Origin of the sequence: Zoogloea sp., assembly GCF_028689785.1 — a bacterium.
Taxonomy (GTDB): domain Bacteria; phylum Pseudomonadota; class Gammaproteobacteria; order Burkholderiales; family Rhodocyclaceae; genus Zoogloea.
This window is the reverse complement of sequence record NZ_JAQVCN010000066.1, coordinates 1-20,726: the sequence shown is the minus strand read 5'-3', so window position 1 is coordinate 20,726 and position 20,726 is coordinate 1. Positions and strand designations below refer to the sequence as shown.

The following is a 20,726-nucleotide window of genomic DNA, read 5'->3' as shown; positions in this document are numbered from 1 at the left end:
TTCTCGGCAGCCGAACACGCTTAAGCTCCGAAGCGCCGCCTCGCTGGCCTCCCTTCGCTGATCACTCTCGCGCCCAGCTCCACCCCTAACCCGCCAAAGCCACCCCCTTACCCCGCGCCCCATGCAGCTTCCTGTAGCTGTCAATCAGCCGCTGGTGCCTGTCCAGCCCTTCCAGTTTCATGCTCGTCGGGGTCAGGCCGTGGAAGCGTATGCTGCCGTCCACTGAGCCCAGCACCGCGTCCATCCGCGGGTTGCCAAACATGCGGCGGAAGTTGGCTTCGTAGTCGTCCAGTTCCAGTTCATCGTCCAGCAGCACTTCCAGCACCACGTTCAGGGCCTGGTAGAAGAGCCCCCGCTCGACGGTGTTTTCGTTGTATTGCAGGAAGGTTTCCACCTGTTCCTTCGCGGCTTCAAATTGCTGCAAGGCCAGATTGATCAGCAGCTTCAATTCCAGGATGGTCAATTGGCCCCAGGCGGTGTTTTCGTCAAACTCGATGCCGATCAGGGTGATGATGTCGGTGTAATCGTCCAGTTCGCTGTCTTCCAGGCGCTCCAGCAGGGCTTCCAGGCGGGCGTCGTCGAGGCGGTGCAGGTTGAGGATGTCCTTGCGGAACAGCAGGGCCTTGTTGGTGTTGTCCCAGATCAGGTCTTCCACCGGGTAGACCTCGGAATAGCCCGGCACCAGGATGCGGCAGGCGGTGGCGCCGAGCTGGTCATAGACCGCGACGTACACTTCCTTGCCCATGTCTTCGAGAATGCCGAACAGGGTGGCGGCCTCCATGGCATTGGAGTTTTCTCCGTGGCCGGAAAAGTCCCATTCAACAAATTCGTGATCGGCCCTGGCGCTGAAGAAGCGCCACGACACCACGCCGCTGGAGTCGATGAAGTGCTCGACGAAGTTGTTCGGCTCGGTGACGGCGTTGCTTTCAAAGGTGGGGCGGGGCAGGTCGTTGAGGCCTTCAAAGCTGCGCCCCTGCAGCAGCTCGGTCAGGCTGCGCTCCAGCGCCACTTCCAGGCTGGGGTGCGCGCCAAAGGACGCAAACACGCCGCCGGTGCGCGGGTTCATCAGGGTGACGCACATCACCGGATACTGCCCGCCCAGCGATGCATCCTTCACCAGCACCGGAAAGCCCTGCTTTTCCAGCGCGTCGATGCCGGCCAGGATGCCGGGATATTTGGCCAGCACGTCCGGCGGCACGTCGGGCAGGGCGATCTCGCCTTCGAGGATTTCACGCTTCACCGCCCGCTCGAAGATCTCCGAAAGGCATTGCACCTGGGCCTCGGCCAGGGTATTGCCGGCGCTCATGCCGTTGCTGAGGAACAGGTTATCGATCAGGTTGGACGGGAAATACACCACCGTGCCGTCCGACTGGCGCACGTAAGGCAGCGAACAGATGCCGCGTTTCACATTGCCGGAGTTGGTGTCGTACAGATGCGAGGCGAGCAATTCGCCATCAGGGTTGTAGATCTGCAGACAGTATTCGTCGAGGATGCCGGCGGGCAGCGCATCCTTGCGGCCGGGCTTGAACCAGCGTTCGTCCGGGTAATGCACGAAAGGCGCTTCGGCAATATCCTCGCCCCAGAACTGGTCATTGTAGAAATGATTGCAATTGAGGCGCTCGATATACTCGCCCAAAGCCGAGGCCAGCGCGCTTTCCTTGGTGGCGCCCTTGCCATTGGTGAAGCACATGGGCGAGTGCGCGTCGCGGATATGCAGCGACCACACGTTGGGAACAAGATTGCGCCACGAGGCGATTTCGATCTTGATGCCCAGGCCCGCCAGCACGCCCGACATGTTGGCGATGGTCTGCTCCAGCGGCAGATCCTTGCCCACGATATAGGTGCTGGCGGTTGAATCCGGCTTCAGTGTCAGCAGGGCCTGGGCATCGGCATCCAGGTTTTCCACCTCTTCGATCACGAACTCCGGCCCGGTCTGCACCACCTTCTTCACCGTGCAGCGGTCAATGGAACGCAATATGCCCTGGCGGTCTGCGGCGGAGATATCCGCCGGCAATTCGACCTGGATTTTGAAAATCTGCTGGTAGCGATTCTCCGGGTCGACGATATTGTTTTGGGAAAGGCGGATATTGTCGGTGGGAATGTTGCGGGTTTCGCAATACAGCTTCACGAAATAGGCCGCACACAGGGCCGACGAGGCCAGGAAGTAATCAAAGGGGCCCGGCGCCGAGCCGTCGCCTTTGTAGCGGATGGGCTGATCGGCCACCACCGTAAAGTCGTCGAACTTGGCCTCAAGGCGAAGCTTGTCCAGAAAATTGACCTTGATTTCCATGGGGGAATCCTGAAATGGCGTTCAAAACGAATTGGCCGCCATTATCCCTGTTTCCCGAAGGAAAGCCCGGCCGGGGCGCGTGGAGGCGGCCATAGGGCCGCCGCCCTTACCCCTTGCGTCGCGCCAGATCTTCCTCGAAGGCGGCGATCACCGCGGCGTCGCGGTTCTTGTGGCGCTCGCCGGGGTGGCTGGCAAAGTCCTGGTCGGTGGGGGCTGCGGCGGAGTCGTCGTCACAGAAGACGTACAGAAACTCCCCTGCCGGTGTCTCGTAAACCGTGAACAGGGTATTGGCATACACCGTGGGCAGGGGCTGGCTGAGGCTGCCCACTTCCACGTCGTAGAGCTCGCAGGCGGCGTTCAGCGCGTCCTCGTAGGTGGCTTCGAAGGGGCAGTCTTCGTAGCTGTGCTCATCCACCAGGATGCCGGCGGCTTCATAGACGTAGCCATTGGCCTGGGGGACGTGCCAGATGGCGAAGTCCACGTGTTCGAAAACCCGGGTGATCTGATTGCTCAAGTCTGTTCTCCTTGTTGCTTACGACACGCTGAAGTGCAGCGTGCTGCCTTCCACCTGCATGCTCCGTACCTTGATCAGCTTGCCGGGCTGCTTCTGCCGGAACAGGGCGAGGCTTTCGCTGACACCCGACCAGAGGTCGGAGATCACCGACTGTTCGGTGACTTCCACGCCGCGCTGGGTGTCGCCGGTGGCAAGCAGCCGGAAGCACATGCGGGCCTCGGCCCCGTGTACCTCGAACCAGCCCTTGAGGTCTTCCGTCTTGCCGATCTGCCAGTCGAAGCCCAGGGTGCGCAAGGCCTCTGCGAAGGGGGCGTAGCCCTTCTCCATGTCCTTGAAGTTGATGGTGTCGGTGGGGAGTGTCTGCAGGTCGGGGTTCATGGGTGGGGTCGGGCAGGGTGGGGAGGTTCGGAGCTGGACTGTAGCGGGTGCGGGCCGGGATGGCTCAGTTGCCGGTCTTGCGCGCGAAGCGGGTCAGGCGCACATCCACGGTCAGGGAAAGGCTTTCCAGGGCGGCGGCGCGGGCACGCCCTTCGGCGCTGGCGCGGTAGAGGTGCGGGGTCATCACCAGCAGGTCGGCGATCTGCTCCGGGCTGGATAGAGTCAGGGTGCAGCGGACGGGCTCGGCGGCCGGCAGAGCCGTGAAGCCGGCGGGGGCTGTCGGGGCGGCAGGGCGCTCGGGCTTGAGGCTGGGGTAGATGATCTCGCGCAGTTCGCGCAGGTGGTCGGGCCCCGCGTCCACCTGGAGCAGCAGCCCGCCGGGCTTCAGCACCCGGGCAAACTCCGGGTACACCGGAAAGCCGAACATGCACAGGACCCGGTCGAGGGTGGCGGGCAGCACCGGCAGGTTGGCGTTGCTGCCGACGACCCACTGGGTGTGTTTGCACTGCTTGGCGGCGGCGAGCACGGCCCACTTGGAGATGTCGAGGCCGAGCAGGGCCAGGGCGTGGCCGCGCTGGTTTGCCGCGGCGACCAGCTGGCGCAGGTAATAGCCTTCGCCGCAGCCCGCGTCTAGGCAGTGGGTGGTGGTGCCGGGGGGGATGTCGGCCAGGGTGGCTTCGGCCACCGCGTCGGCGATGGGCTGGTAAACCCCCGCCTCCAGAAAGCGTCGGCGAGCGGCGATCATCTCCTTGCTGTCACCCGGGTCGCGGGAGCGCTTGTTCTGCACCGGCAGCAGGTGGGTGTAGCCCTGGCTGGCAATGTCGAAGCTGTGGCCGGCGGCGCAGCGCCAGCTCGTGCCGTGGCGCTGCAGGGCGCCGCCGTCCAGCGGGCAGGCGAGGGCGGGGAAGGGGGTGATCGGGGTGGCGGGCATGATCCGGCTGCGCGCGGAGGGTGTGCTCTGGGGCATGGCGGAGCGGATGGTAGCGCGATTGCCGGCCGGGCGCAGCGCCCCGGTGTGGACGGGCAACGCAGCTGATCAACGACCCGCAGGGTTTCCCGCCTTTTGTGGGGTCGAAATCACTCGACCTCAGTCCGTCAGATCATCGGCATGCCTTTGATCCGGGTCCGAGGTCGAATGAATTCGACCCCACGGAGCCTTCCTTTCAGTCGCGGGGGGTGCGCAGCAGGCGGGTGATGTCCCGGCCGCTGATGGCTTCGTTGGCATAGCTGAAGCTGCCGTGCTCCTGCACTTCCCGCGCGGCGCGGAGGAAGGCGCCGTAGGCGGCCCGGGCGAAGGAGCCGCCTACGCTGATGCGCTTGACGCCCATGGCCGCCAGGTCGGTTACGGTGAGGGTCACGCCATCCAGGCCCATCAGCACGTTCACCGGCCGGTCCACTGCGCTCAGTACGGCGGCGATGTCTTCGCGGGTGCGCAGGCCGGGGGCGAAGAGCACGTCGGCGCCGGCTTCCTGATACGCCTGCAGGCGCCGGATGGTGTCGGCGAGGTCGGGCTGGCCGAGGAAGTGGTTCTCGGCCCGGGCCGTCAGGGTGAAGGGGAAAGGCAGGGCGCGGGCGGCTTCGACGGCGGCACGGACGCGTTCGGCGGCGAGGGCCAGGGGGAGGATGGGCGCGTGGCGGTCACCGCTGCTGTCCTCGATGGAACCGCCGACGATACCGGTGGTGGCGGCCATGCGGATCGTCTCGGCCACCGTCTCCGGGGCCGGGCCGAAGCCGTTCTCCAGGTCGGCGCTGAGGGGCAGGTCGGTGGCCACGGCCATCTGCCGCAGGTGCGCGAGCATGCGTTCGCGGCCCACCGCACCGTCCGTCAGCCCGCTGGAGAAGGCGTGGCCGGCGCCGGTCGAGGCCAGAGCCTTGAAGCCCATCCCGGCCAGCAGCCGGGCCGAGCCGACATCCCAGGGGTTGGGGATGACGAAGCACCCTGGGTCGGCGTGGAGCTGCCGAAAGGCGAGGGCGCGGGCGGTGAGGGGGGTGTCCATGGCGGTGCTCCTGGGTGGGCGGGGAAAGGCGCGTGGCATGCGCCGGCGACGATTTTGCATGCACAAAGATCAGTCATCGTGAGTCTTGCCGGGCCGTCGATGGGCTCATTAGACTGGTTTGCTCGCCGCTCTTCAAATCACTTCTCCGATCCCTTTGCATGAGGTGGATGAATGTCAATCGCGCTGGTCCGGCTTCCCTCCCTGGATCTGATCCGGGGCTTCGTCGCGGTAGGGCGCCGCATGAGCATCACCCTGGCCGCCCATGATCTGTGCCTCACCCAGTCGGCGGTGAGCCGTCAGGTGCACGCCCTTGAGGAGATGCTGGGGGTGCGCCTGCTGGTGCGCGGGCATCGCTCCATCGCCTTCACGCCGGAGGGGGAGCGTCTGTTCCGCAGCGCCGACGGGGTCATCCAGCAGCTGCAGGACGTGATCGGCACGATCCGGGTGACGGCCGCCTCCAGGCCTGTCACCGTGACCACCAGCATCGGGGTGGCCGGCCTGTGGCTGCTGCCCCGCCTGGGGGATTTCCTGCGCAAGCATCCGGGCATCGACGTGCGTCTGTCGGCCAGCAACAGCCTCAACGACCTGCGTTTCGACGGGCTCGACCTGGCTATCCGCTACTGTGCGCCGGAGGCGGCTCCGCAGGGGGCGCAGCGCTTGTTCGGTGAAACCGTGGCGCCGGTGGCCCACCCCTCCCTGGGCCTGGCCGGGCGGATGGCGCCGGAACTGCTGGCGCAGCAGGTGCTCCTTGAGTTCGACGGGGAATACCGGCCCTGGCTGCAGTGGGGCGAATGGCTGGCCAGCCAGGGTTGGGGCGAGCTCAAACCCAGGGGCGTGCTGCGCTTCAATCAGTATGACCAGGTGATCCAGGCCGCCATTGCCGGCCAGGGCGTGGCCCTCGGGCGGCTGGAGCTGATCGGCCTGGCCTTGGCGGAGGGGAGGCTGATCCGCTGTGATCTGCCTTGCCCCGGGCCTGTATCGGCCAATGCCTACTGGCTGCTGCGCGGCGAGGCCACTCCCCGGGCCGAGGTCGAGGAGGTGGTGCGCTGGATTCTCGCCGAGGCGGGGGCGGCTGGGTAGGCGAGGGTTTCGCATTCGTTTTGAGAATGCATTGGGTGGCCATTTGTCGTTTGAGAGCAGCCTGGAAATGGCTTTCAATGGGGCTGTCCTGATCCCTCGCGAAGGGGGTTCAGGCCCACTCACCCATGCCGAAAGCGAATCCCGATGGTTCGCGTCGGCTCTGCCAAGGAGGTCTCATGCGATTCCAGGCATCCCATACCGCGCCACCCCGACAGCCTTCTTCCCCGCTCGTCCAGCCCGCCCCGTTTTCCCCCGCCACGCCCCGGCTGCCGGGGGTGAGCGCCAGCTTCGGCTACCTTGGGGCGGCGCCTGAGCGGCCCTTCAACTATATGTTCCAGCCGCCAGCGGGCACGCCCTGGCAGAACTGCGAATATGCCCTGCATCCCATGCACGTGGTCGATGCCCGCGCCACCGCTGCCCGCCCGTCCATAGACCGGGAGGGCTTCGCGCTGTGGGATGCCCCCAGCGCGGTGGCCGATTTTGCCGACGAGGCGGAGATTCGCCGCTACTACTACGCCGAGGCCGCCGAGCTGGCGCGTTGGGTGACCGGGGCCCGCCAGGCCTGGGTCTTCGACCACCTGGTACGCCGCCGCGAGGCTGGGCGCCCGGCCCTGGGCTTCGGGCGCCAGGGCGACGGCAGCAAGCCGGCGGCGGTGGGGCGCGTGCATAACGATTACAGCGAAGCTTCCGGGCGGCGGCGTCTGGACCTGGTGCTCACCGATCCCGCCGCGCTGGCCCGGGTCGAGCGCTTTGCCATCGTCAACATCTGGCGCTCCATCGCCGGCCCGGTGGTGGATACGCCCCTGGCCGTCTGCGATGCCCGCTCGGTGTCGTCCCGGGACCTGGTGCCCACCGAGATCCGTTACCCGGAGCGCAGCGGCGAGATCTACCTGGTGCGCCACGCCGCCCGCCACCAATGGGCCTACTTTCCGGGCATGGACCGGCATGAGGCTCTGGTTTTCAAGCAGTACGACTCACAGGTCAACGGTACGGCGCGTTTCACGCCCCATTCGGCCTTCGACCTGCCCGACGTGCCCGCCGACGCGCCCCTGCGCCAGAGCATCGAAGTGCGCTGCCTGGTTGTCTTCGAATGAAGGAGCCGCTCATGAGTCAATCCCCCTGTGCCGCCGCGCCCGTCGTCGAGTTCTGGTTCGAGTTCGGCAGCAATTACAGCTACCCCAGCGTGATGCGCATCGAGGCCGCCGCCGCCCGGCACGGCGTCAAGGTCGCCTGGAAGCCCTTCATGCTCGGCCCGATCTTCCGCGAGCTGGGCATGGACAATTCCCCCTTCGTGCTGCAGAAGGAGAAGGGCGCCTACATGTGGCACGACATCGCCCGGGAATGCCGCAAGTACGGCCTGCCGTGGACGCGCCCAAGCCGCTTTCCGCGCCTCGGTGTGTTGCCCCTGCGGGTGGCCATCCAGGGCAGCGGCTCGCCGTGGATGGAGGCCTTCTGCCAGCGGGTGATGCAGCTCAACTTCGTGCACGACCAGGACATCAACAGCCCCGAGCCCCTTGCCGCCATCCTCACCGATCTCGGCCTGCCCGCCGCCGAACTGCTGGCCCGGGCCGGCTCGGACGAGATCAAGGCCCGCCTGCGCGAGCAGACCGCCGAGGCCCGCGCCCGGGGCGTCTTCGGCGCGCCCACCTTCTTCGTCGGCGACGAGATGTTCTGGGGCAACGACCGTCTCGATGACGCCCTCGCCTGTGCCGCGGCCCAGGGGGCGGGCGGGTGAGCGCGCTGCCGGCCCCCAGCCCGCGGGAGGCGGCATGGCTCGATCAGGGCTATCGCCCATGGCCGGCCGCCGGGGGCTTCCTGCCCGCCATCGCCCGCCTCTTTCAGCGGGAGGATGGCGCCCATCTGCGTTTTCGGGTGGAGCTGGGGCCGACCCATTGCAATGGTCATGGGCGCGTGCACGGGGGCTTCATCGCCACCCTGGCGGATGTCTGGCTGGCCGGCAACCTGGCCCGGCGTCTGCCCTTCGAGGCGCACTTCGTCACCGCCAGTCTGCAGGTGGACTATATGGGCGCCGTGGCTGCCGGTGACTGGCTGGAGAGCGAGATGGACTGGGTGCGGGTGGGTGGCCGGTTGTGCCATGCCGCTGGTCGCATCCGTGCCGGTGACGGGCGGCTGGTCAGTGCCATGCGTGGGAGCTTTGTACGGGTGGCGGCGCAGCCCGAGGGCTGCTAGCGTTCCAGGTTCGGCCGCATCAGGGCCTCGAACCACTCAAGAAACACCATCAGGCGCCGGGAGCGCTGGCGTCGGTGGGGGTAGAGCAGGGAGACCGGCATCGGGGCGGCGCGATGGGTGGGCATGATCTCCACCAAGTCGCCCGAATCCAGCAGATGCTGCACATCGAAACGCGGGATCTGGATCAGGCCAAGCCCGGCCCGACAGCAGGCGATGTAGTTTTCTGCATTGTTCACGACCACCCGGCTGGGCACCTCGATCAGGTGCGGGCTGCCGTCATCGGCCAGGGATTCCCAGGGCAGCTCCTTGCCGCTTCTTGGCGATGCATAGCCGACCGCCCAGTGTGCCGCGGGGAGATCCTCCGGCTGGCGGGGCTCGCCGCGTTCGCGCAAGTAGGCCGGGCTTGCACAGTTGATCAGGGCGATATGGCCCAGGGCGCGCACGACGAGGCTGCTGTCATGCAGGGTGCCGATGCGCACCACGCAATCGACCCCTTCCCGCACCAGGTCGATGCTGCGGTCGGTGGCCGAGAGGATCAGCTGCAGTTGGGGGTGGCGGCGCAGCAGCCCGGGCAGGGCGGGGGCGATGAGACGGCGGGCGATACGGCTGGGGGCGTCGACGATCAGTCGGCCGGAGACCTGGCGCTGGCTGGCCTGGAATAGCTGGTCGATGTCGTCTACGTCGGTGAGCAGGGTCCGTACTCGGTCCAGCAGCAGCTCCCCGTCGGGCGTCAGGCGCACGCGCCGCGTGGTCCGGTGCAGCAGGCGCACCCCCAGCCCCGCTTCGAGCTGCTGGATGGCGGCAGACACCGAGGCCCTGGGCACCTCAAGGGTATGGGCGGCCTTGATGAAGCTGCCCATCTCCGCCACCTGGGCAAATATGCGGTACTGGTCGAATCTGTCCATGCGGTGGCCCCGTAGTCGCTCAGCGGATGCGGGGATTCAGCCGGCCAGCCTGCCCTGGCCGGGGAATGCCCTTACTTGGTGGTGTAACCGCCATTGATGAGGATGGTCTGCCCGGTGATCCACCAGCCGTCGCTGACCAGGTGGCGGATGAAGGGGACCACGTCCTCGATGTCGGTGAGGCCGGTCTTGCTGAAGGGCGAGAGGGCCGCGGCGGTCTTGTGGTAGGCCACGGCATCAGCACCTTCGGCAGGATAGAAGAAGGGGGTGTCCATCGGGCCAGGGCCGACAGCCGTCACCGAGATGCCCCGTGCGCCGAGTTCCTTGGCGGCGGCCCGGGTGAAGTGCTCCACCGGTGCCTTGGTGCCGGCATAGCCGGCGTAGAACGGCGTGAACGCGCCCAGCAGGGAGCTCACCAGGGTCACGATCTTGCCGTTGTCGTTGAGGTGCTTGCCGGCCTCTTTGAGGAAGAAGAAGGCGGATTTGCTGTTGATGGCGGAGAGTTCGTCGTACTCGGCCTCGCTGATGTCGCTGATGGGTTTCTTGACGACCTTGCCGACGGTGTTGATGGCAATGTCCGGACGGCCAAACGCTGCGACTGCGTCAGCAAACAGCTTCTCCATGGCGCCGGCCGTCGTCAGGTCAGCCTGAAGGGTCAGGGCCTCGGCGCCCTCTGCCCGGACGGCGGCCGCAGTGGCTTCGGCGTCGGCCTGGGAGGCGGCGCTGTTGTAGTGGATCACGACTGCCCGGGCGCCTTGCCGGGCCAGATCACGGGCCAGGAGGCCGCCGAGGTTCTTGGCGCCGCCGGCGATCAGGGCGACCTTGCCCTTGATGGAATGATCTGTCATGGGAATTCTCCTTCAGCATGTGTTGGGGATCCCAGCTTAGGGTGCCGCGGCAGGCTGATAAATGCGCTGCGGCTGGATGGATCATCCAGAAAACCAGTCCAATCGTGCGGAGCGTTCAGCGGCGGTCGTCTGTTGCTGCCAACCAGGCTTCGTAGCCGCCGCGCAGGGGGCGGACGGAGGTGTAGCCCTGTTCCAGCAGCTGGCGGGCGGCCTGGATGGCGCCGGCGTCTTCGGGGCAGGCGCACAGGGTGACGATGGGCGCATGCCGGGGCCAGTCGCCCACGGCCTGATGGAGGGCATCGTGTTCGGCCACCGTCGCACCGGGGATGGGGCCGGCTTCGGCGATCAGGGTGGCGCTGCGCAGGTCGAGGACCAGGGGGCGGGGCTCGGTGGCAAGGGCGTCGAGGAGCTCGGCGGGGGTGATGTGAGGCAGCTCGCCGGCCTGACGGAAACGGTGCTTCTGCCACAGTTTCCAGCCCAGCCAGGCCCCGACGAGCACCACGGCGACGAGGGCGGCACGGCCGGCATGGCGATCGAGGGTGAGGATGGACGCCTGCACCGTGTCCCGCAGCACCCACCCGGCGCCGAGGGCTAGACCGGCCCACAGGGCTGCACCGGCTGCGGCGGCAGCCATGAAGCCGCCCAGGGACATGCGCAGGGCGCCGGCGATGGGCGGGGCGACGGTGGAGAAACCCGGCACGAACTTGGCCACCACCAGGGACGAGAGACCCCAGTGGATGAAGCGGGCTTCGGTCTGGCTCACGCAGGAGGCGGGGTTGATGGACAGCCTGCACAGCCCCGCCAGCACCCGGTAGCCGAAGCGCCGGCCCAGGGCGTACCACAGCAGGTCGGCCAGTACCGAGGCCAGCACGGCCGCCGCCAGCACCTTGCCCAACTGCCCGGGGAGGGCCGCCAGGCTGCCGGCCAGCAGCAGGGTCGGGACGGCCGGCACCGGCAGCCCGACCTGCTGCAGCAGGACGTTCACGAAGACCACGGCAACGGCATCCCGCTGCAGGGTGTGGCCGAGTTCGGCGATGTCCATCGGTGCCCGGGCGCCCGGGGCTTCAGGCGCGCAGGCGCGTCACCTTGTCGGCGAGGGCCTGCATCTGGTCCTTGACCAGCTTGGTCAGGCGCTCGTCGGTGAGCTTGCCGTCGGCGTCGAAGCTGCTGGTGAAGGCGTTGGCGAAGACCTCCGGCTTGTTGAGGGGCTGCAGGTCGAGGCACACGCAGACCTGGCGCAGGTGGTACTGGGCGCGGGAGCTGCCCATGCCGCCGGCGGCGCCCATGATGGCCACGGCCTTGCCGGCCAGCAGCGCGTTGTCAGGCTCCCGGGAGGCCCAGTCGAGGATGTTCTTGAGGGCCGGGGCCAGGGAGTAGTTGTATTCGTTGCAGGCCAGCACCAGGGCGTCGGCGGCGGCGATCTGGGCCAGCACGCGGCTGACCGCGGCGGGCTTGTCGGTGATGTCGGCGTTGTAGAAGGGGATGTCGCCCAGCTCGGCGAGCTCCAGGCTCACGCCTTCCGGCAGGTTCGCCTGGGCGGCCCGCAGCAGGCCCTTGTTGGTGGATTTCTGACGCAGGCTGCCGGCGATTCCCAATAGTTTGATCGACATGCGGATTCCCTTCTCTGGTGGGTGAAGTTTGGGTGGAGGCGCGCCGCGGGGCGCAGCGCCCATCCTATGGCGGTGGCCGACGGGCCGCAAGGCCGCCCCTCAGCTGCCCTTGATCAGGCGCCCGCATTCGCTCAGCAGGCGGCGGATCCAGCGGTGGGCTGGCGTGAGGTGGTTGCGCTCGTGCCACAGCAGGTAAAAGCGCATGGCCGGAAACGGAATGGGGGAGGGCAGGATGGTGAGGGGCAGCAGGTCGGCGTAGAAGCGGGCGAAGTGCCGGGTGGTGGTGAACACCAGGTCGCTGTTGATGAGCAGGTAGGGCGCCGAGGTGAAGGACTGCACCACCACCCGCTCGTCCCGGTTGATGCGGTGGGTGGCGAGCATGGTGTCCACCACCCCGCGCTGGGTGATGGAGTAGGGCATGGGCACGATGTGTACGGCGCGCTGGTAGTCCTCGGCGCCGAAGCCCTTGCGGGCCAGGGGGTGGGTGTTGGAGACCAGCAGCACCACCTCGTCTTCCAGCAGCATGGACAGGTGCATGCGGTGGGGTGGCTCCGGCCAGTTGCCGATCACCACGTCCAGGTCGCCCTCGGCCAGGGAGCGCTCGAAGTCGAAGCTCGGCCCCAGGGATTGCAGGCTCAGGCGTACCTGGGGGGCCTCCTTGCGGATGCGTTCCACCACGCTGGCCATGAACAGGGGGGCGAGGTAATCGGGCGCGCCGATGCGGAACTCGTAGCGGCTGCTCTGGGGCTCGAAGGACTCCGGCGAGAAGGTCATCCGGTCGATCTCGGCCAGGGCCCCCTTGGCGTGGGAGAGCAGGGTCAGGGCCCGCTCGGTGGGCACCATGCCGCTCTTCTCGCGCACCAGCAGCGGGTCGCCCAGGATCTGGCGCAGGCGCTTGAGGGCCAGGCTCACCGCCGGCTGGGACTGGTTGAGCTTGAGGGCGGTGCGCGACACGCTGCGCTCCGAGATGAGCAGGCACAGCATGCGCAGCAGGTAGGTGTCGAGCTGGTCGTCGCTTCGTCGGCTGGTCATGGCGGGCCCGGGGACAATATCGAAATCCGTATATAGCTTATAACGCTATATCTGTTTTCTTAAAGGCTGTCCGTCCTAAACTCACCTCATCGCATAACGAACACCGACTGGAGACACCAGCATGGGACGCCTCACCACACACGTACTCGACACCGCCAATGGCTGCCCGGGCCAGGGCATCGCCGTCACCGTCTTCCGCCTCGACGGCGGGCGCCGCGAGCTGCTGCGCACCCTGACCAACCACGACGGCCGCTGTGACGCGCCGCTGCTCGAAGGTGCCGCGCTGGAGGCCGGCACCTACGAGATCGTCTTCGGTGCCGGGGACTACTTCCGCAGCCTGGGCAAGAGCCTGCCCGAGCCCCTGTTCGTGGACGAGGTGGTGCTGCGCTTCGGCATCGCCGACGCGGCCCAGCATTATCACGTGCCGCTGCTGGTGTCCCCCTGGAGCTACTCCACCTACCGCGGCAGCTGAGCCGGTTTCCCTCACCCCTTCAGAGACGGAAGCACCATGGAAACCTATCTCCTCGACTGGGCCAATCTGCTCCTGCGCTGGCTCCACCTGATCACCGGCATTGCCTGGATCGGCGCCTCGTTCTACTTCGTGATGCTCGACAACTCCCTCAAGCCGCCCAAAAAGTCCGCCGACGCGGGCCGGGGCGTGTTCGGCGAGCTGTGGGCGGTGCATGGCGGCGGCTTCTACTGCAGCCAGAAATTCCCCACCGGCCCCAAGGGCGAGCCCCTCAGCGACGACCTGCACTGGTCCAAGTGGGAGGCCTACTCCACCTGGCTGTCGGGCATGAGCCTGCTGGCGGTGGTGTACTGGATCGGCGCCTCGAGCTACCTCATCGACCCCAAGGTGATGGCCCTGACCCCCGCCGCCGCGGTGGGCATCTCGGTGGCCTTCCTGGCCGCCGGCTGGGTGGTGTATGACTTCCTGTGCCGCAGCCTGATGGGCAAGGACGGCCTGATGTCGGCGCTGCTCTTTATCTTCGTGGTGGCCTGTGACTGGGCCCTGCACCAGCTCTTCTCGGCCCGCGGCGCCTACATCCACGTGGGTGCCATGCTCGGCACCATGATGGCGGCCAACGTGTTCTTCCACATCATCCCCGGCCAGAAGCGCATGGTGGAGCAGATCCGCAATGGCCTGCCGGTGGATTCGCGGCCGGGCCTGATCGGCAAGCAGCGCTCGGTGCACAACACCTACTTCACCCTGCCGGTGCTGTTCATCATGATCAGCAACCACTACCCCATGACCTACTCCAATGCCAACGGCTGGCTGGTGCTGGTGGTGATGATGCTGGCCGGGGTGCTGATCCGCCAGTTCTTCGTGCTGCGCCACCGGGGCCAGGTGAAGTGGTGGCTGCCCGCCGCCGGGGTGGCCCTGATCGCTCTGCTGATGGTGCTGATGGCCCCGAAGACGGTGGATGCCGGTGGTGACAAGGTGAGCTTCAGCGCCGTTCGCCAGGTGCTGGCCCAGCGCTGTACCGCCTGCCATGCCGACACCCCCACCCAGGCGGGCTTTGCCCAGCCGCCCAAGGGCGTGGTCCTGACCGACCCCGAACACATCCGCCAGCACGCCGCCAAGATCGCCGAGACTGTGGCCAGCGGCTACATGCCCCTGGGCAACCTCACCGGCATCACCGACGCCGAGCGCACGCTGATCGCCCGCTGGCATGCCCAGGGCGCCCGGGTGAGTGACTGACGTACCCCCACGAGGACACACCATGAATGCCAACTCCACCGCCAGCCACAAGCTGGCAGCCCTGAGCGCCCTGCCCCAGGCCGAATTCGTGAGCCGGCTGGCGGGCATCTTCGAACACTCCCCGTGGATCCCCGAGCGAGCCTGGCCGGCGCGGCCGTTTGCCAGCATCGATGCCCTTCACGCCGCCATGCTGGCGGTGCTGGATGCCGCCAGCGACGCCGAGAAACTCGGCCTCATCTGCGCCCACCCCGAGCTGGCGGGCAAGGAAGCCAGCGCCGGCACCCTCACCGTCGCCTCCACCGGCGAGCAGCGCGGTGCTGGCCTGGACCAGTGCAGTGCCGACGAGCTGCAGCGTTTGCGCGGGCTCAACGCGGCCTACCGGGAACGCTTCGGCTTTCCCTTCGTCATCGCCGTCAAGGGGCTGAGCCGCTACCAGATCATGGACGCCGTGGAAGCCCGCCTGACCCACGACCGCGCCACCGAGTTTGCCGCCTGCCTGGCTCAGATCGGCCGGATCGCCCGTTTTCGTCTCGACGCCCTGCTGGGTGCCTGAACCCGGAGCCACACCTCATGCAGCCCGATGCCTCTTACCCCCGCGACCTCATCGGCTACGGCCGCAACCCGCCCCACGCCAACTGGCCGGGCCGGGCCCGGGTGGCCGTGCAGTTCGTTCTCAACTACGAGGAGGGCGGCGAGAACTGCGTGCTCCACGGCGACGCCGGCAGCGAGCAGTTCCTGTCCGAGCTCTTCAGCCCGGCCAGCTACCCCGACCGTCACCTGTCCATGGAGGGCGTCTACGAATACGGCTCCCGCGTCGGCGTGTGGCGCATCCTGCGGGAGTTCGAGCGCCGCCGCCTGCCCCTGACCGTGTTCGGCGTGTCCATGGCCCTGCAGCGCCACCCGGAGCTCACCGCCGCCTTCAAGGAACTGGGCCACGAGATCGCCTGCCACGGCTGGCGCTGGATTCACTACCAGGGCATGGACGAAGCCACCGAGCGGGAGCACCTGCGCATCGGCATGGAGATCATCGAGAAGCTCACGGGCGAGCGCGCCCTGGGCTGGTACACCGGGCGAGATTCCCCCAACACCCGGCGCCTGGTGGCCGACTACGGCGGCTTTCTGTACGACTCCGACTACTACGGCGACGACCTGCCCTTCTGGACTCAAGTGCGCAGGACCGATGGCAGCAGCGTGCCCCACCTGGTGGTGCCTTACACCCTCGACACCAACGACATGCGCTTCTCGCTGCCCCAGGGCTTCTCCCATGGGGATGAGTTCTTTGAATACCTGCGCGATGCCTTCGATGTGATGTACGCCGAAGGCGACGAGCGCCCGGCCATGCTCAGCGTGGGCATGCACTGCCGCCTGCTCGGCCGCCCCGGCCGCTTCCGCGCCTTGCAGCGTTTCCTGGACCACATGGAGAAACACGACCGGGTATGGGTGTGCCGGCGGGTGGACATCGCCCGCCACTGGATCAGGACTTTCCCCTTCCTGCCTTGAATGGGGGAAGCCTCAGGCGATGATTCCCCACCAGCGCAGCGTCTGGCGGTAGTGGTCGCGTACGGCGGTGGCGGCTAGGGTTTCGTCGCCAGCCGCCAGCGCGTCGAGGATGGTGAGGTGTTCTTCCATGGCCGGGATGATGCGATCCGGCAGAAGGGGACGGGAATGCTGCATGACGGAGATGCGGTCCCGATTGCGGGCATAGATCTCGCGGGCGCTGTCATTGTTGAGTGCTTCGGACAGTGCGGTGTGAAGATCCCAATCCACCTGCATCGCCGCCCGCTGAAGTTCGGGGGTGATGTCTTCCCGCGCGGCGGCGAGGATGTCGCAATGCTTGGCCCGCAGCGCCTCGAAGCGATCGCCGGCGCCGGCCCGTACCAGTTCCCGGGCACCCTCCTGGTCGAGGATCGTGCGTAGATGGAAGCATTCACGGATGAGGGTCGGGGTGGCTTCCATGACGGCTACGCCACGTTTGGGAAGGATGCGTACCAAGGTTGCAGATTCAGCCCGCTTCACCGCCTCGCGAACCGGCGCCATCGGCATGTTCAGGATGCGCATCAGGTCGGGCATGGAAACGAACTGTCCGGCGCGCAGTTCGCCGCAGGTGAGCAGGTTCCTCAGTGCGAGAAAAGCCTTGTCTGCCATCAGCAATCCATCGGCGTCGGGCATGTTCATGTGTGGTTCCCCCTGGGTGGGCGCTGATTCTCACATCAAGGGCCGCGATGGGCAAATATCAGATTCCGTAAATCCGGATTTTCAGAAGAAATTTTTATTGGAATTTTAAAAAAATCGTACGTAACATTTTACAAAGGATGTTTACCGCTGCTTCCCTTCAAGGGCAGGTCCATCGCCCTCCGGGGGCGCCACACTCCATCTGGCTCACGAGGTACACCATGCGTACGCGTTTCTACAAGACTCTCTTCGGGCAGGTGGTCATTGCCCTCGTCCTGGGCATCATCGTGGGGGTCGTGTGGCCGGATTTCGCCGCCAAGCTCAAGCCCCTGGGGGATGGTTTCATCAAGCTGATCAAGATGATCATTGCGCCGCTGGTCTTTTGCGTCGTGGTGCATGGCATCTGCAGCACCGGTGACCTCAAGAAGGTGGGGCGCGTGGGCGTCAAGGCACTGCTGTACTTCGAAGTCGTGACCACTTTTGCCCTGGCATTGGGGGTTCTGCTGGCCTATGTGCTGCAGCCCGGGGTCGGCATGAATGTTGATCCCAACAGCCTGGATGCATCGGCGATGTCCGGTTACGCGGAGCGGGTGAGCCAGGCCACCAGCACGGTGGATTTCCTGCTCAAACTGATTCCGACGACCTTTGCCGATGCCTTCGCGAAGGGAGACATCCTCCAGGTGCTGTTGCTGGCCATCCTGTTCGGCTGTGCGGTGGCCGCCATGGGCGAAAGAGGTCGGCCGGTGACCCTGGCGATTGACAGCCTGGCCCAGGTGTTCTTCAAGGTGATCGGCTACATCGTCAAGCTGGCTCCCCTGGGCGTGCTCGGGGCCATCGCCTTTACGGTGGGCAAGTACGGCATCGGGTCCCTCAAGCAGCTGGGCATGCTGGTTGCCCTGTTCTACCTGACCTGTGGCCTATTCGTGGTGGTGGTGCTGGGCACCATCCTGCGGCTGGCTGGTTTCGACATCCTGAAGCTGCTGCGCTATCTGCGGGAAGAGCTGTTGGTGGTGCTGGGTACGGCCTCGTCTGACTCGGTGTTGCCGCAGGTCATGCGCAAACTTGAGTTGATGGGTATCAAGAGCTCGACCGTAGGCCTCGTGATCCCCACCGGCTATTCCTTCAACCTGGACGGCTTTTCGATCTATCTGACGCTGGCCGCGGTGTTCATTGCGCAGGCCACCAACACGCCGCTGTCGCTGGCCGATCTGATGACCATCCTCGCGATCTCCCTGGTGACTTCCAAGGGGGCCCACGGCGTACCGGGGTCCGCCATTGTGATCCTTGCCGCCACCCTCTCGGCGGTGCCGGCGATCCCGGCCATCGGCCTGGTGCTGGTGCTTTCGGTGGATTGGTTCATGGGCATGGCCCGGGCGCTCACCAACATGATCGGCAACTGCGTCGCCACCGTTGTCGTTGGCGTCTGGGAAAAGGATATCGACCGGGAACGGGCCTTGAGCGTGCTGAACGGTGAGGTCGTGGTTGATCTCAACGCGCTGCCTGCCGACCCTCTGGCCGAAGAGCAGGAGGCCTTGATGGCCATCGGCCCCCTTGCGACGCAACAGGAGGCGGCCTCCCGCCGCTGATCGCCTTGCCGATAGCGCAGAGATGCTCTGCGCATGGCTTTTTCATCATTCAGTCAGGTGCTTTCACCTGCTTTAGAAAGGACATACCCATGGCCAGTCACACCCCCGGCGCCCCCGTCTTTGCCCCGCCCGCCGACCTGCCCGAGTGGGCCCTGCGCGCGGTGGACCTCGCCAACCCGCGCCTCGGCGCCCGGGCCCTGTACGCTTCGGACGACTTCTTTGCCGAAGTCGCCCGCATGCTCAACCCCGAACCGGCCCAGTTCGTGCCGGGCAAGTTCGACACCAACGGCAAGTGGATGGACGGCTGGGAATCGCGTCGCAAGCGCGTTGCCGGCCACGACTGGGCCCTGGTCAAGCTGGGCGTGAAGGGCATCATCCGCGGCTTCGACGTGGACACCAGCCACTTCACCGGCAACTACCCGCCCGCCGTGTCCATCGAGGCCACCGTCTCGGCCAGCGACGACGTGGACAGCCTCAAGGGCGCCAGCTGGACCGAGATCCTGCCCGCCACGCCCCTTGGCCCCAACAGCCACCACCTGATTGAATGCGCCAGCACCGCGGCGTGGACCCACCTGCGGGTCAACATCTACCCCGACGGCGGCATCGCCCGCCTACGGGTGTACGGCCGCCCCGTGGGGACCCTCGAAACCCTCACCGGCGACGAGACCATCGACCTGCTGGCCATGGAGAACGGCGGCCGCGCCGTGTCGTGGAACGACGCCAGCTTCGGCTCCACCGTGGCTGCCCTGATGCTGCCGGGCCGTGGCCAGAACATGGGCGACGGCTGGGAGACCCGCCGTCGTCGTGAGCCGGGCAACGACTGGTGCGTGCTTGAGCTTGGCGCCCCCGGCAGCGTCGAGCGCATCGAGGTGGACACCGCCTTCTTCAAGGGCAACTACCCCGATCGCTGTTCCATCCAGGCCGCCTATGTAAGCGGCGGCACCGACCGCTCCATCACCACCCAGAGCATGTTCTGGCAGACCCTGCTGCCCGAGCAGAAGCTGCAGATGGACGCCGTGCACAGCTTCAGCGACGAGATCGCCCGGCTCGGCCCCATCACCCACGTGCGCTTCAACATCTTTCCGGACGGCGGTGTGTCGCGCCTGCGCCTGTGGGGCAAGGTGCACAAGAAGGGCGTGTGATGGGCACCATCACCCTCACGCCAGAGGCGCTCAGCGCCGAGGCCTTCGCCCCCTTCGGGCAGGTCATCGAGGCCAGCGACGCGGTGCGCCACTTCACCATCAACGGCGGCAACACCGAGCGCTACCACGACCTGGCCGAGGTGGAGCCGGGCCCGGACGGCAAGGTCATCCTGTCCATCTTTCGCGGCCAGCCCCGCACCCTGCCTTTTGCCGTGGAGATGATGGAGCGCCATCCCCTGGGCAGCCAGGCCTTCGTACCTCTGGCCGGCAAGCCCTACCTGGTGGTGGTGGCCCCGCCTGGCCCGCCGCCCGGCGTGGATGAGCTGCGGGTCTTCCTGGCCCGGGGCGATCAGGGCGTCAATTACGCCACCGGCGTCTGGCACCACCCCCTGCTGGCCCTGGATGCGGTGTGCGACTTCCTGGTGGTCGATCGCAGCGGCAGCGCGCCCAACTGCGATGAAGTGACCATCGACCCGCCGGGGCTGATCGTGCTCTGACCCCTTCACGTCTTTCCCTCGTAGCTCCCTTCAACCGCCGCGGCCCCGCCCGGCGGTTGTTTTTTTTGGGGAGAGAAAAAGTGATCAGTCGTCCGCCCTACAGGCCTTTCGTCAGCTTGAAGCCGTTCAGCACCTTGGGCTCTGTGGCGTCTCCCGTGGGCCCGCTGGGCTGGTGATCAGAGGAGCCCTGCCTCAGGCCGGTCGCTGCACAGCGACCGCCAGCGGTGCCCCCCAGGCCTGCCCGCAGATCAGCTCGGAGCGGCCGTCGTCGGCGTCTACCAGCCCGGCGTACTGCCGTACCAGCTGGGCCAGGGAATCGGTTTCAAGTTTGCCGGCGAGGCGGGCGCGGTGGACTTCCACGGTGCGGGGCGACACGGCCAGGGCGCGGGCGATCTCCTTGTTGGTGAGGCCCTCCACCACCATGCCCAGTACTTCGCGCTCCCGCTCGGAGAGGCGGGTGTACAGGCTGCGGGCATGGCGGGCGCGCTGCTGGCGCTGGCGGTCGAGCACGTGCTGGCCCACGGCCTTGCGCAGGGCCTCGGGGAGGTCTGCGTCCACCTTGGTGAGGGGCAGAAACTCCCGGGCGCCGGCCTTGAAGGCCTGGCGGCACAGGTCAACGGTGGCCGCCCGGGCCAGCACGATCACTGGCAGGTCGATGCCCAGGGGGGCGAGGCGGTCGAGCAGGGGCAGCTCCGGGCCAGTGGCGTCGGCATCGACGAGCAGGGCGCCGGTGGCCTCCGGGTCCAGTTCGGCCAGGCAGCGCCCGGCGTCGCGCCAGGCCTGGAA

At 66.8% G+C, this 20,726-nt stretch carries 23 protein-coding genes; 11 read left to right on the top strand and 12 right to left on the bottom strand.

All coding sequences use genetic code 11. The features are described from left to right. Positions 1 to 85 precede the first annotated feature (85 nt). The 5 genes from PHI64_RS19890 to PHI64_RS19870 all read right to left on the bottom strand — a co-directional run bounded on the left by PHI64_RS19890 (position 86) and on the right by PHI64_RS19870 (position 5,179). A complete protein-coding gene (locus PHI64_RS19890; RefSeq protein ID WP_299886829.1) occupies positions 86 to 2,290 on the bottom strand; it encodes an OsmC domain/YcaO domain-containing protein in 2,205 nt (734 codons plus the stop codon). Positions 2,291 to 2,396: 106 nt separating this feature from the next. Further along, positions 2,397 to 2,804, bottom strand: coding sequence for a hypothetical protein (locus PHI64_RS19885; protein ID WP_299886826.1), 408 nt, complete (start codon positions 2,802 to 2,804; stop codon positions 2,397 to 2,399). Positions 2,805 to 2,822: 18 nt separating this feature from the next. Beyond that, positions 2,823 to 3,182, bottom strand: a complete 360-nt coding sequence (locus PHI64_RS19880; RefSeq protein WP_299886824.1) for a hypothetical protein — start codon at positions 3,180 to 3,182, stop codon at positions 2,823 to 2,825. Positions 3,183 to 3,246: 64 nt separating this feature from the next. Then, a complete protein-coding gene (locus PHI64_RS19875) occupies positions 3,247 to 4,113 on the bottom strand; it encodes a putative RNA methyltransferase (protein WP_299886844.1) in 867 nt (288 codons plus the stop codon). Positions 4,114 to 4,345: 232 nt separating this feature from the next. Further along, positions 4,346 to 5,179, bottom strand: coding sequence for an isocitrate lyase/phosphoenolpyruvate mutase family protein (locus PHI64_RS19870; RefSeq protein WP_299886821.1), 834 nt, complete (start codon positions 5,177 to 5,179; stop codon positions 4,346 to 4,348). Between the two features lie 171 nt (positions 5,180 to 5,350). On the opposite strand from PHI64_RS19870, the gene PHI64_RS19865 reads away from it, so the two are divergent. The 4 genes from PHI64_RS19865 to PHI64_RS19850 all read left to right on the top strand — a co-directional run bounded on the left by PHI64_RS19865 (position 5,351) and on the right by PHI64_RS19850 (position 8,449). Beyond that, positions 5,351 to 6,259, top strand: a complete 909-nt coding sequence (locus PHI64_RS19865; RefSeq protein WP_299886818.1) for a LysR substrate-binding domain-containing protein — start codon at positions 5,351 to 5,353, stop codon at positions 6,257 to 6,259. Positions 6,260 to 6,435: 176 nt separating this feature from the next. Next, positions 6,436 to 7,353: a CmcJ/NvfI family oxidoreductase gene (locus tag PHI64_RS19860; protein ID WP_299886815.1), complete on the top strand. Its 918-nt coding sequence runs from the start codon at positions 6,436 to 6,438 to the stop codon at positions 7,351 to 7,353. 11 nt (positions 7,354 to 7,364) lie between these two features. After that, positions 7,365 to 7,994, top strand: coding sequence for a 2-hydroxychromene-2-carboxylate isomerase (locus PHI64_RS19855; RefSeq protein ID WP_299886812.1), 630 nt, complete (start codon positions 7,365 to 7,367; stop codon positions 7,992 to 7,994). Continuing rightward, positions 7,991 to 8,449 (top strand): PaaI family thioesterase, encoded by a 459-nt coding sequence (locus PHI64_RS19850; protein WP_299886809.1) that lies wholly within the window; start codon positions 7,991 to 7,993, stop codon positions 8,447 to 8,449. The genes PHI64_RS19855 and PHI64_RS19850 overlap by 4 nt, the downstream gene beginning before the upstream one ends. On the opposite strand, the gene PHI64_RS19845 is transcribed toward PHI64_RS19850, so the two are convergent. The 5 genes from PHI64_RS19845 to PHI64_RS19825 all read right to left on the bottom strand — a co-directional run bounded on the left by PHI64_RS19845 (position 8,446) and on the right by PHI64_RS19825 (position 12,841). Beyond that, positions 8,446 to 9,354, bottom strand: a complete 909-nt coding sequence (locus PHI64_RS19845; protein ID WP_299886806.1) for a LysR family transcriptional regulator — start codon at positions 9,352 to 9,354, stop codon at positions 8,446 to 8,448. The two genes, PHI64_RS19850 and PHI64_RS19845, sit on opposite strands and share 4 nt — an antisense overlap. A gap of 71 nt (positions 9,355 to 9,425) precedes the next feature. After that, positions 9,426 to 10,199: an SDR family oxidoreductase gene (locus tag PHI64_RS19840; protein WP_299886803.1), complete on the bottom strand. Its 774-nt coding sequence runs from the start codon at positions 10,197 to 10,199 to the stop codon at positions 9,426 to 9,428. A gap of 115 nt (positions 10,200 to 10,314) precedes the next feature. Continuing rightward, entirely contained in the window at positions 10,315 to 11,241 is a 927-nt protein-coding gene (locus PHI64_RS19835) for a VTT domain-containing protein (protein WP_299886800.1), read from the bottom strand. Positions 11,242 to 11,263: 22 nt separating this feature from the next. Beyond that, complete coding sequence (locus PHI64_RS19830; RefSeq protein ID WP_299886797.1) at positions 11,264 to 11,809, bottom strand: NAD(P)H-dependent oxidoreductase; 546 nt, start codon at positions 11,807 to 11,809, stop codon at positions 11,264 to 11,266. Between the two features lie 99 nt (positions 11,810 to 11,908). Beyond that, positions 11,909 to 12,841, bottom strand: coding sequence for a LysR family transcriptional regulator (locus PHI64_RS19825; RefSeq protein ID WP_299886795.1), 933 nt, complete (start codon positions 12,839 to 12,841; stop codon positions 11,909 to 11,911). Between the two features lie 121 nt (positions 12,842 to 12,962). Between PHI64_RS19825 and uraH the strand changes: the two genes are divergently transcribed. Genes uraH through puuE form a run of 4 tightly spaced genes read left to right on the top strand, consistent with a single transcriptional unit; the run spans position 12,963 to position 16,043 of the window. Further along, positions 12,963 to 13,313, top strand: a complete 351-nt coding sequence (gene uraH, locus PHI64_RS19820) for a hydroxyisourate hydrolase (RefSeq protein ID WP_299886793.1) — start codon at positions 12,963 to 12,965, stop codon at positions 13,311 to 13,313. 36 nt (positions 13,314 to 13,349) lie between these two features. Next, positions 13,350 to 14,543 (top strand): urate hydroxylase PuuD, encoded by a 1,194-nt coding sequence (locus PHI64_RS19815; RefSeq protein WP_299886791.1) that lies wholly within the window; start codon positions 13,350 to 13,352, stop codon positions 14,541 to 14,543. A gap of 22 nt (positions 14,544 to 14,565) precedes the next feature. Further along, complete coding sequence (uraD, locus tag PHI64_RS19810; protein ID WP_299886789.1) at positions 14,566 to 15,096, top strand: 2-oxo-4-hydroxy-4-carboxy-5-ureidoimidazoline decarboxylase; 531 nt, start codon at positions 14,566 to 14,568, stop codon at positions 15,094 to 15,096. Between the two features lie 17 nt (positions 15,097 to 15,113). Further along, a complete protein-coding gene (gene puuE / locus PHI64_RS19805) occupies positions 15,114 to 16,043 on the top strand; it encodes an allantoinase PuuE (RefSeq protein WP_299886787.1) in 930 nt (309 codons plus the stop codon). Positions 16,044 to 16,055: 12 nt separating this feature from the next. Here puuE and PHI64_RS19800 read toward each other — a convergent pair whose 3' ends face one another. Further along, on the bottom strand, positions 16,056 to 16,718 hold the full coding sequence (locus PHI64_RS19800) for a GntR family transcriptional regulator (protein ID WP_299886785.1): 663 nt from the start codon (positions 16,716 to 16,718) through the stop codon (positions 16,056 to 16,058). Positions 16,719 to 16,936: 218 nt separating this feature from the next. Here PHI64_RS19800 and PHI64_RS19795 point away from each other — a divergent pair, with 218 nt between their 5' ends. From PHI64_RS19795 to PHI64_RS19785, 3 genes are all read left to right on the top strand, one after another. Continuing rightward, positions 16,937 to 18,301, top strand: a complete 1,365-nt coding sequence (locus tag PHI64_RS19795) for a C4-dicarboxylate transporter DctA (RefSeq protein WP_299886783.1) — start codon at positions 16,937 to 16,939, stop codon at positions 18,299 to 18,301. A gap of 89 nt (positions 18,302 to 18,390) precedes the next feature. Further along, positions 18,391 to 19,443 carry an allantoicase gene (gene alc / locus PHI64_RS19790; RefSeq protein WP_299886781.1) on the top strand — a complete coding sequence of 351 codons (1,053 nt, stop codon included), beginning with the start codon at positions 18,391 to 18,393 and terminating at the stop codon, positions 19,441 to 19,443. Continuing rightward, complete coding sequence (locus tag PHI64_RS19785; RefSeq protein ID WP_299886779.1) at positions 19,443 to 19,940, top strand: ureidoglycolate lyase; 498 nt, start codon at positions 19,443 to 19,445, stop codon at positions 19,938 to 19,940. Before alc ends, PHI64_RS19785 begins: the two co-directional genes overlap by 1 nt. Before the next feature lie 192 nt (positions 19,941 to 20,132). On the opposite strand, the gene PHI64_RS19780 is transcribed toward PHI64_RS19785, so the two are convergent. After that, positions 20,133 to 20,726 (bottom strand): LuxR C-terminal-related transcriptional regulator (locus tag PHI64_RS19780; RefSeq protein ID WP_299886777.1); only part of this gene is annotated, 594 nt, incomplete at its 5' end.

Coding starts and splice junctions, on each gene's coding strand:
- PHI64_RS19825 (WP_299886795.1), bottom strand. CDS start 12,841: ATGACCAGCCGACGAAGCGACGACCAGCTCGACACCTACCTGCTGCGC.
- PHI64_RS19845 (WP_299886806.1), bottom strand. CDS start 9,354: ATGGACAGATTCGACCAGTACCGCATATTTGCCCAGGTGGCGGAGATG.
- uraH (WP_299886793.1), top strand. CDS start 12,963: ATGGGACGCCTCACCACACACGTACTCGACACCGCCAATGGCTGCCCG.
- PHI64_RS19865 (WP_299886818.1), top strand. CDS start 5,351: ATGTCAATCGCGCTGGTCCGGCTTCCCTCCCTGGATCTGATCCGGGGC.
- PHI64_RS19880 (WP_299886824.1), bottom strand. CDS start 3,182: ATGAACCCCGACCTGCAGACACTCCCCACCGACACCATCAACTTCAAG.
- alc (WP_299886781.1), top strand. CDS start 18,391: ATGGCCAGTCACACCCCCGGCGCCCCCGTCTTTGCCCCGCCCGCCGAC.
- PHI64_RS19855 (WP_299886812.1), top strand. CDS start 7,365: ATGAGTCAATCCCCCTGTGCCGCCGCGCCCGTCGTCGAGTTCTGGTTC.
- PHI64_RS19795 (WP_299886783.1), top strand. CDS start 16,937: ATGCGTACGCGTTTCTACAAGACTCTCTTCGGGCAGGTGGTCATTGCC.
- PHI64_RS19875 (WP_299886844.1), bottom strand. CDS start 4,113: ATGCCCGCCACCCCGATCACCCCCTTCCCCGCCCTCGCCTGCCCGCTG.
- PHI64_RS19870 (WP_299886821.1), bottom strand. CDS start 5,179: ATGGACACCCCCCTCACCGCCCGCGCCCTCGCCTTTCGGCAGCTCCAC.
- PHI64_RS19890 (WP_299886829.1), bottom strand. CDS start 2,290: ATGGAAATCAAGGTCAATTTTCTGGACAAGCTTCGCCTTGAGGCCAAG.
- puuE (WP_299886787.1), top strand. CDS start 15,114: ATGCAGCCCGATGCCTCTTACCCCCGCGACCTCATCGGCTACGGCCGC.
- PHI64_RS19815 (WP_299886791.1), top strand. CDS start 13,350: ATGGAAACCTATCTCCTCGACTGGGCCAATCTGCTCCTGCGCTGGCTC.
- PHI64_RS19840 (WP_299886803.1), bottom strand. CDS start 10,199: ATGACAGATCATTCCATCAAGGGCAAGGTCGCCCTGATCGCCGGCGGC.
- PHI64_RS19835 (WP_299886800.1), bottom strand. CDS start 11,241: ATGGACATCGCCGAACTCGGCCACACCCTGCAGCGGGATGCCGTTGCC.
- uraD (WP_299886789.1), top strand. CDS start 14,566: ATGAATGCCAACTCCACCGCCAGCCACAAGCTGGCAGCCCTGAGCGCC.
- PHI64_RS19830 (WP_299886797.1), bottom strand. CDS start 11,809: ATGTCGATCAAACTATTGGGAATCGCCGGCAGCCTGCGTCAGAAATCC.
- PHI64_RS19800 (WP_299886785.1), bottom strand. CDS start 16,718: ATGAACATGCCCGACGCCGATGGATTGCTGATGGCAGACAAGGCTTTT.
- PHI64_RS19785 (WP_299886779.1), top strand. CDS start 19,443: ATGGGCACCATCACCCTCACGCCAGAGGCGCTCAGCGCCGAGGCCTTC.
- PHI64_RS19860 (WP_299886815.1), top strand. CDS start 6,436: ATGCGATTCCAGGCATCCCATACCGCGCCACCCCGACAGCCTTCTTCC.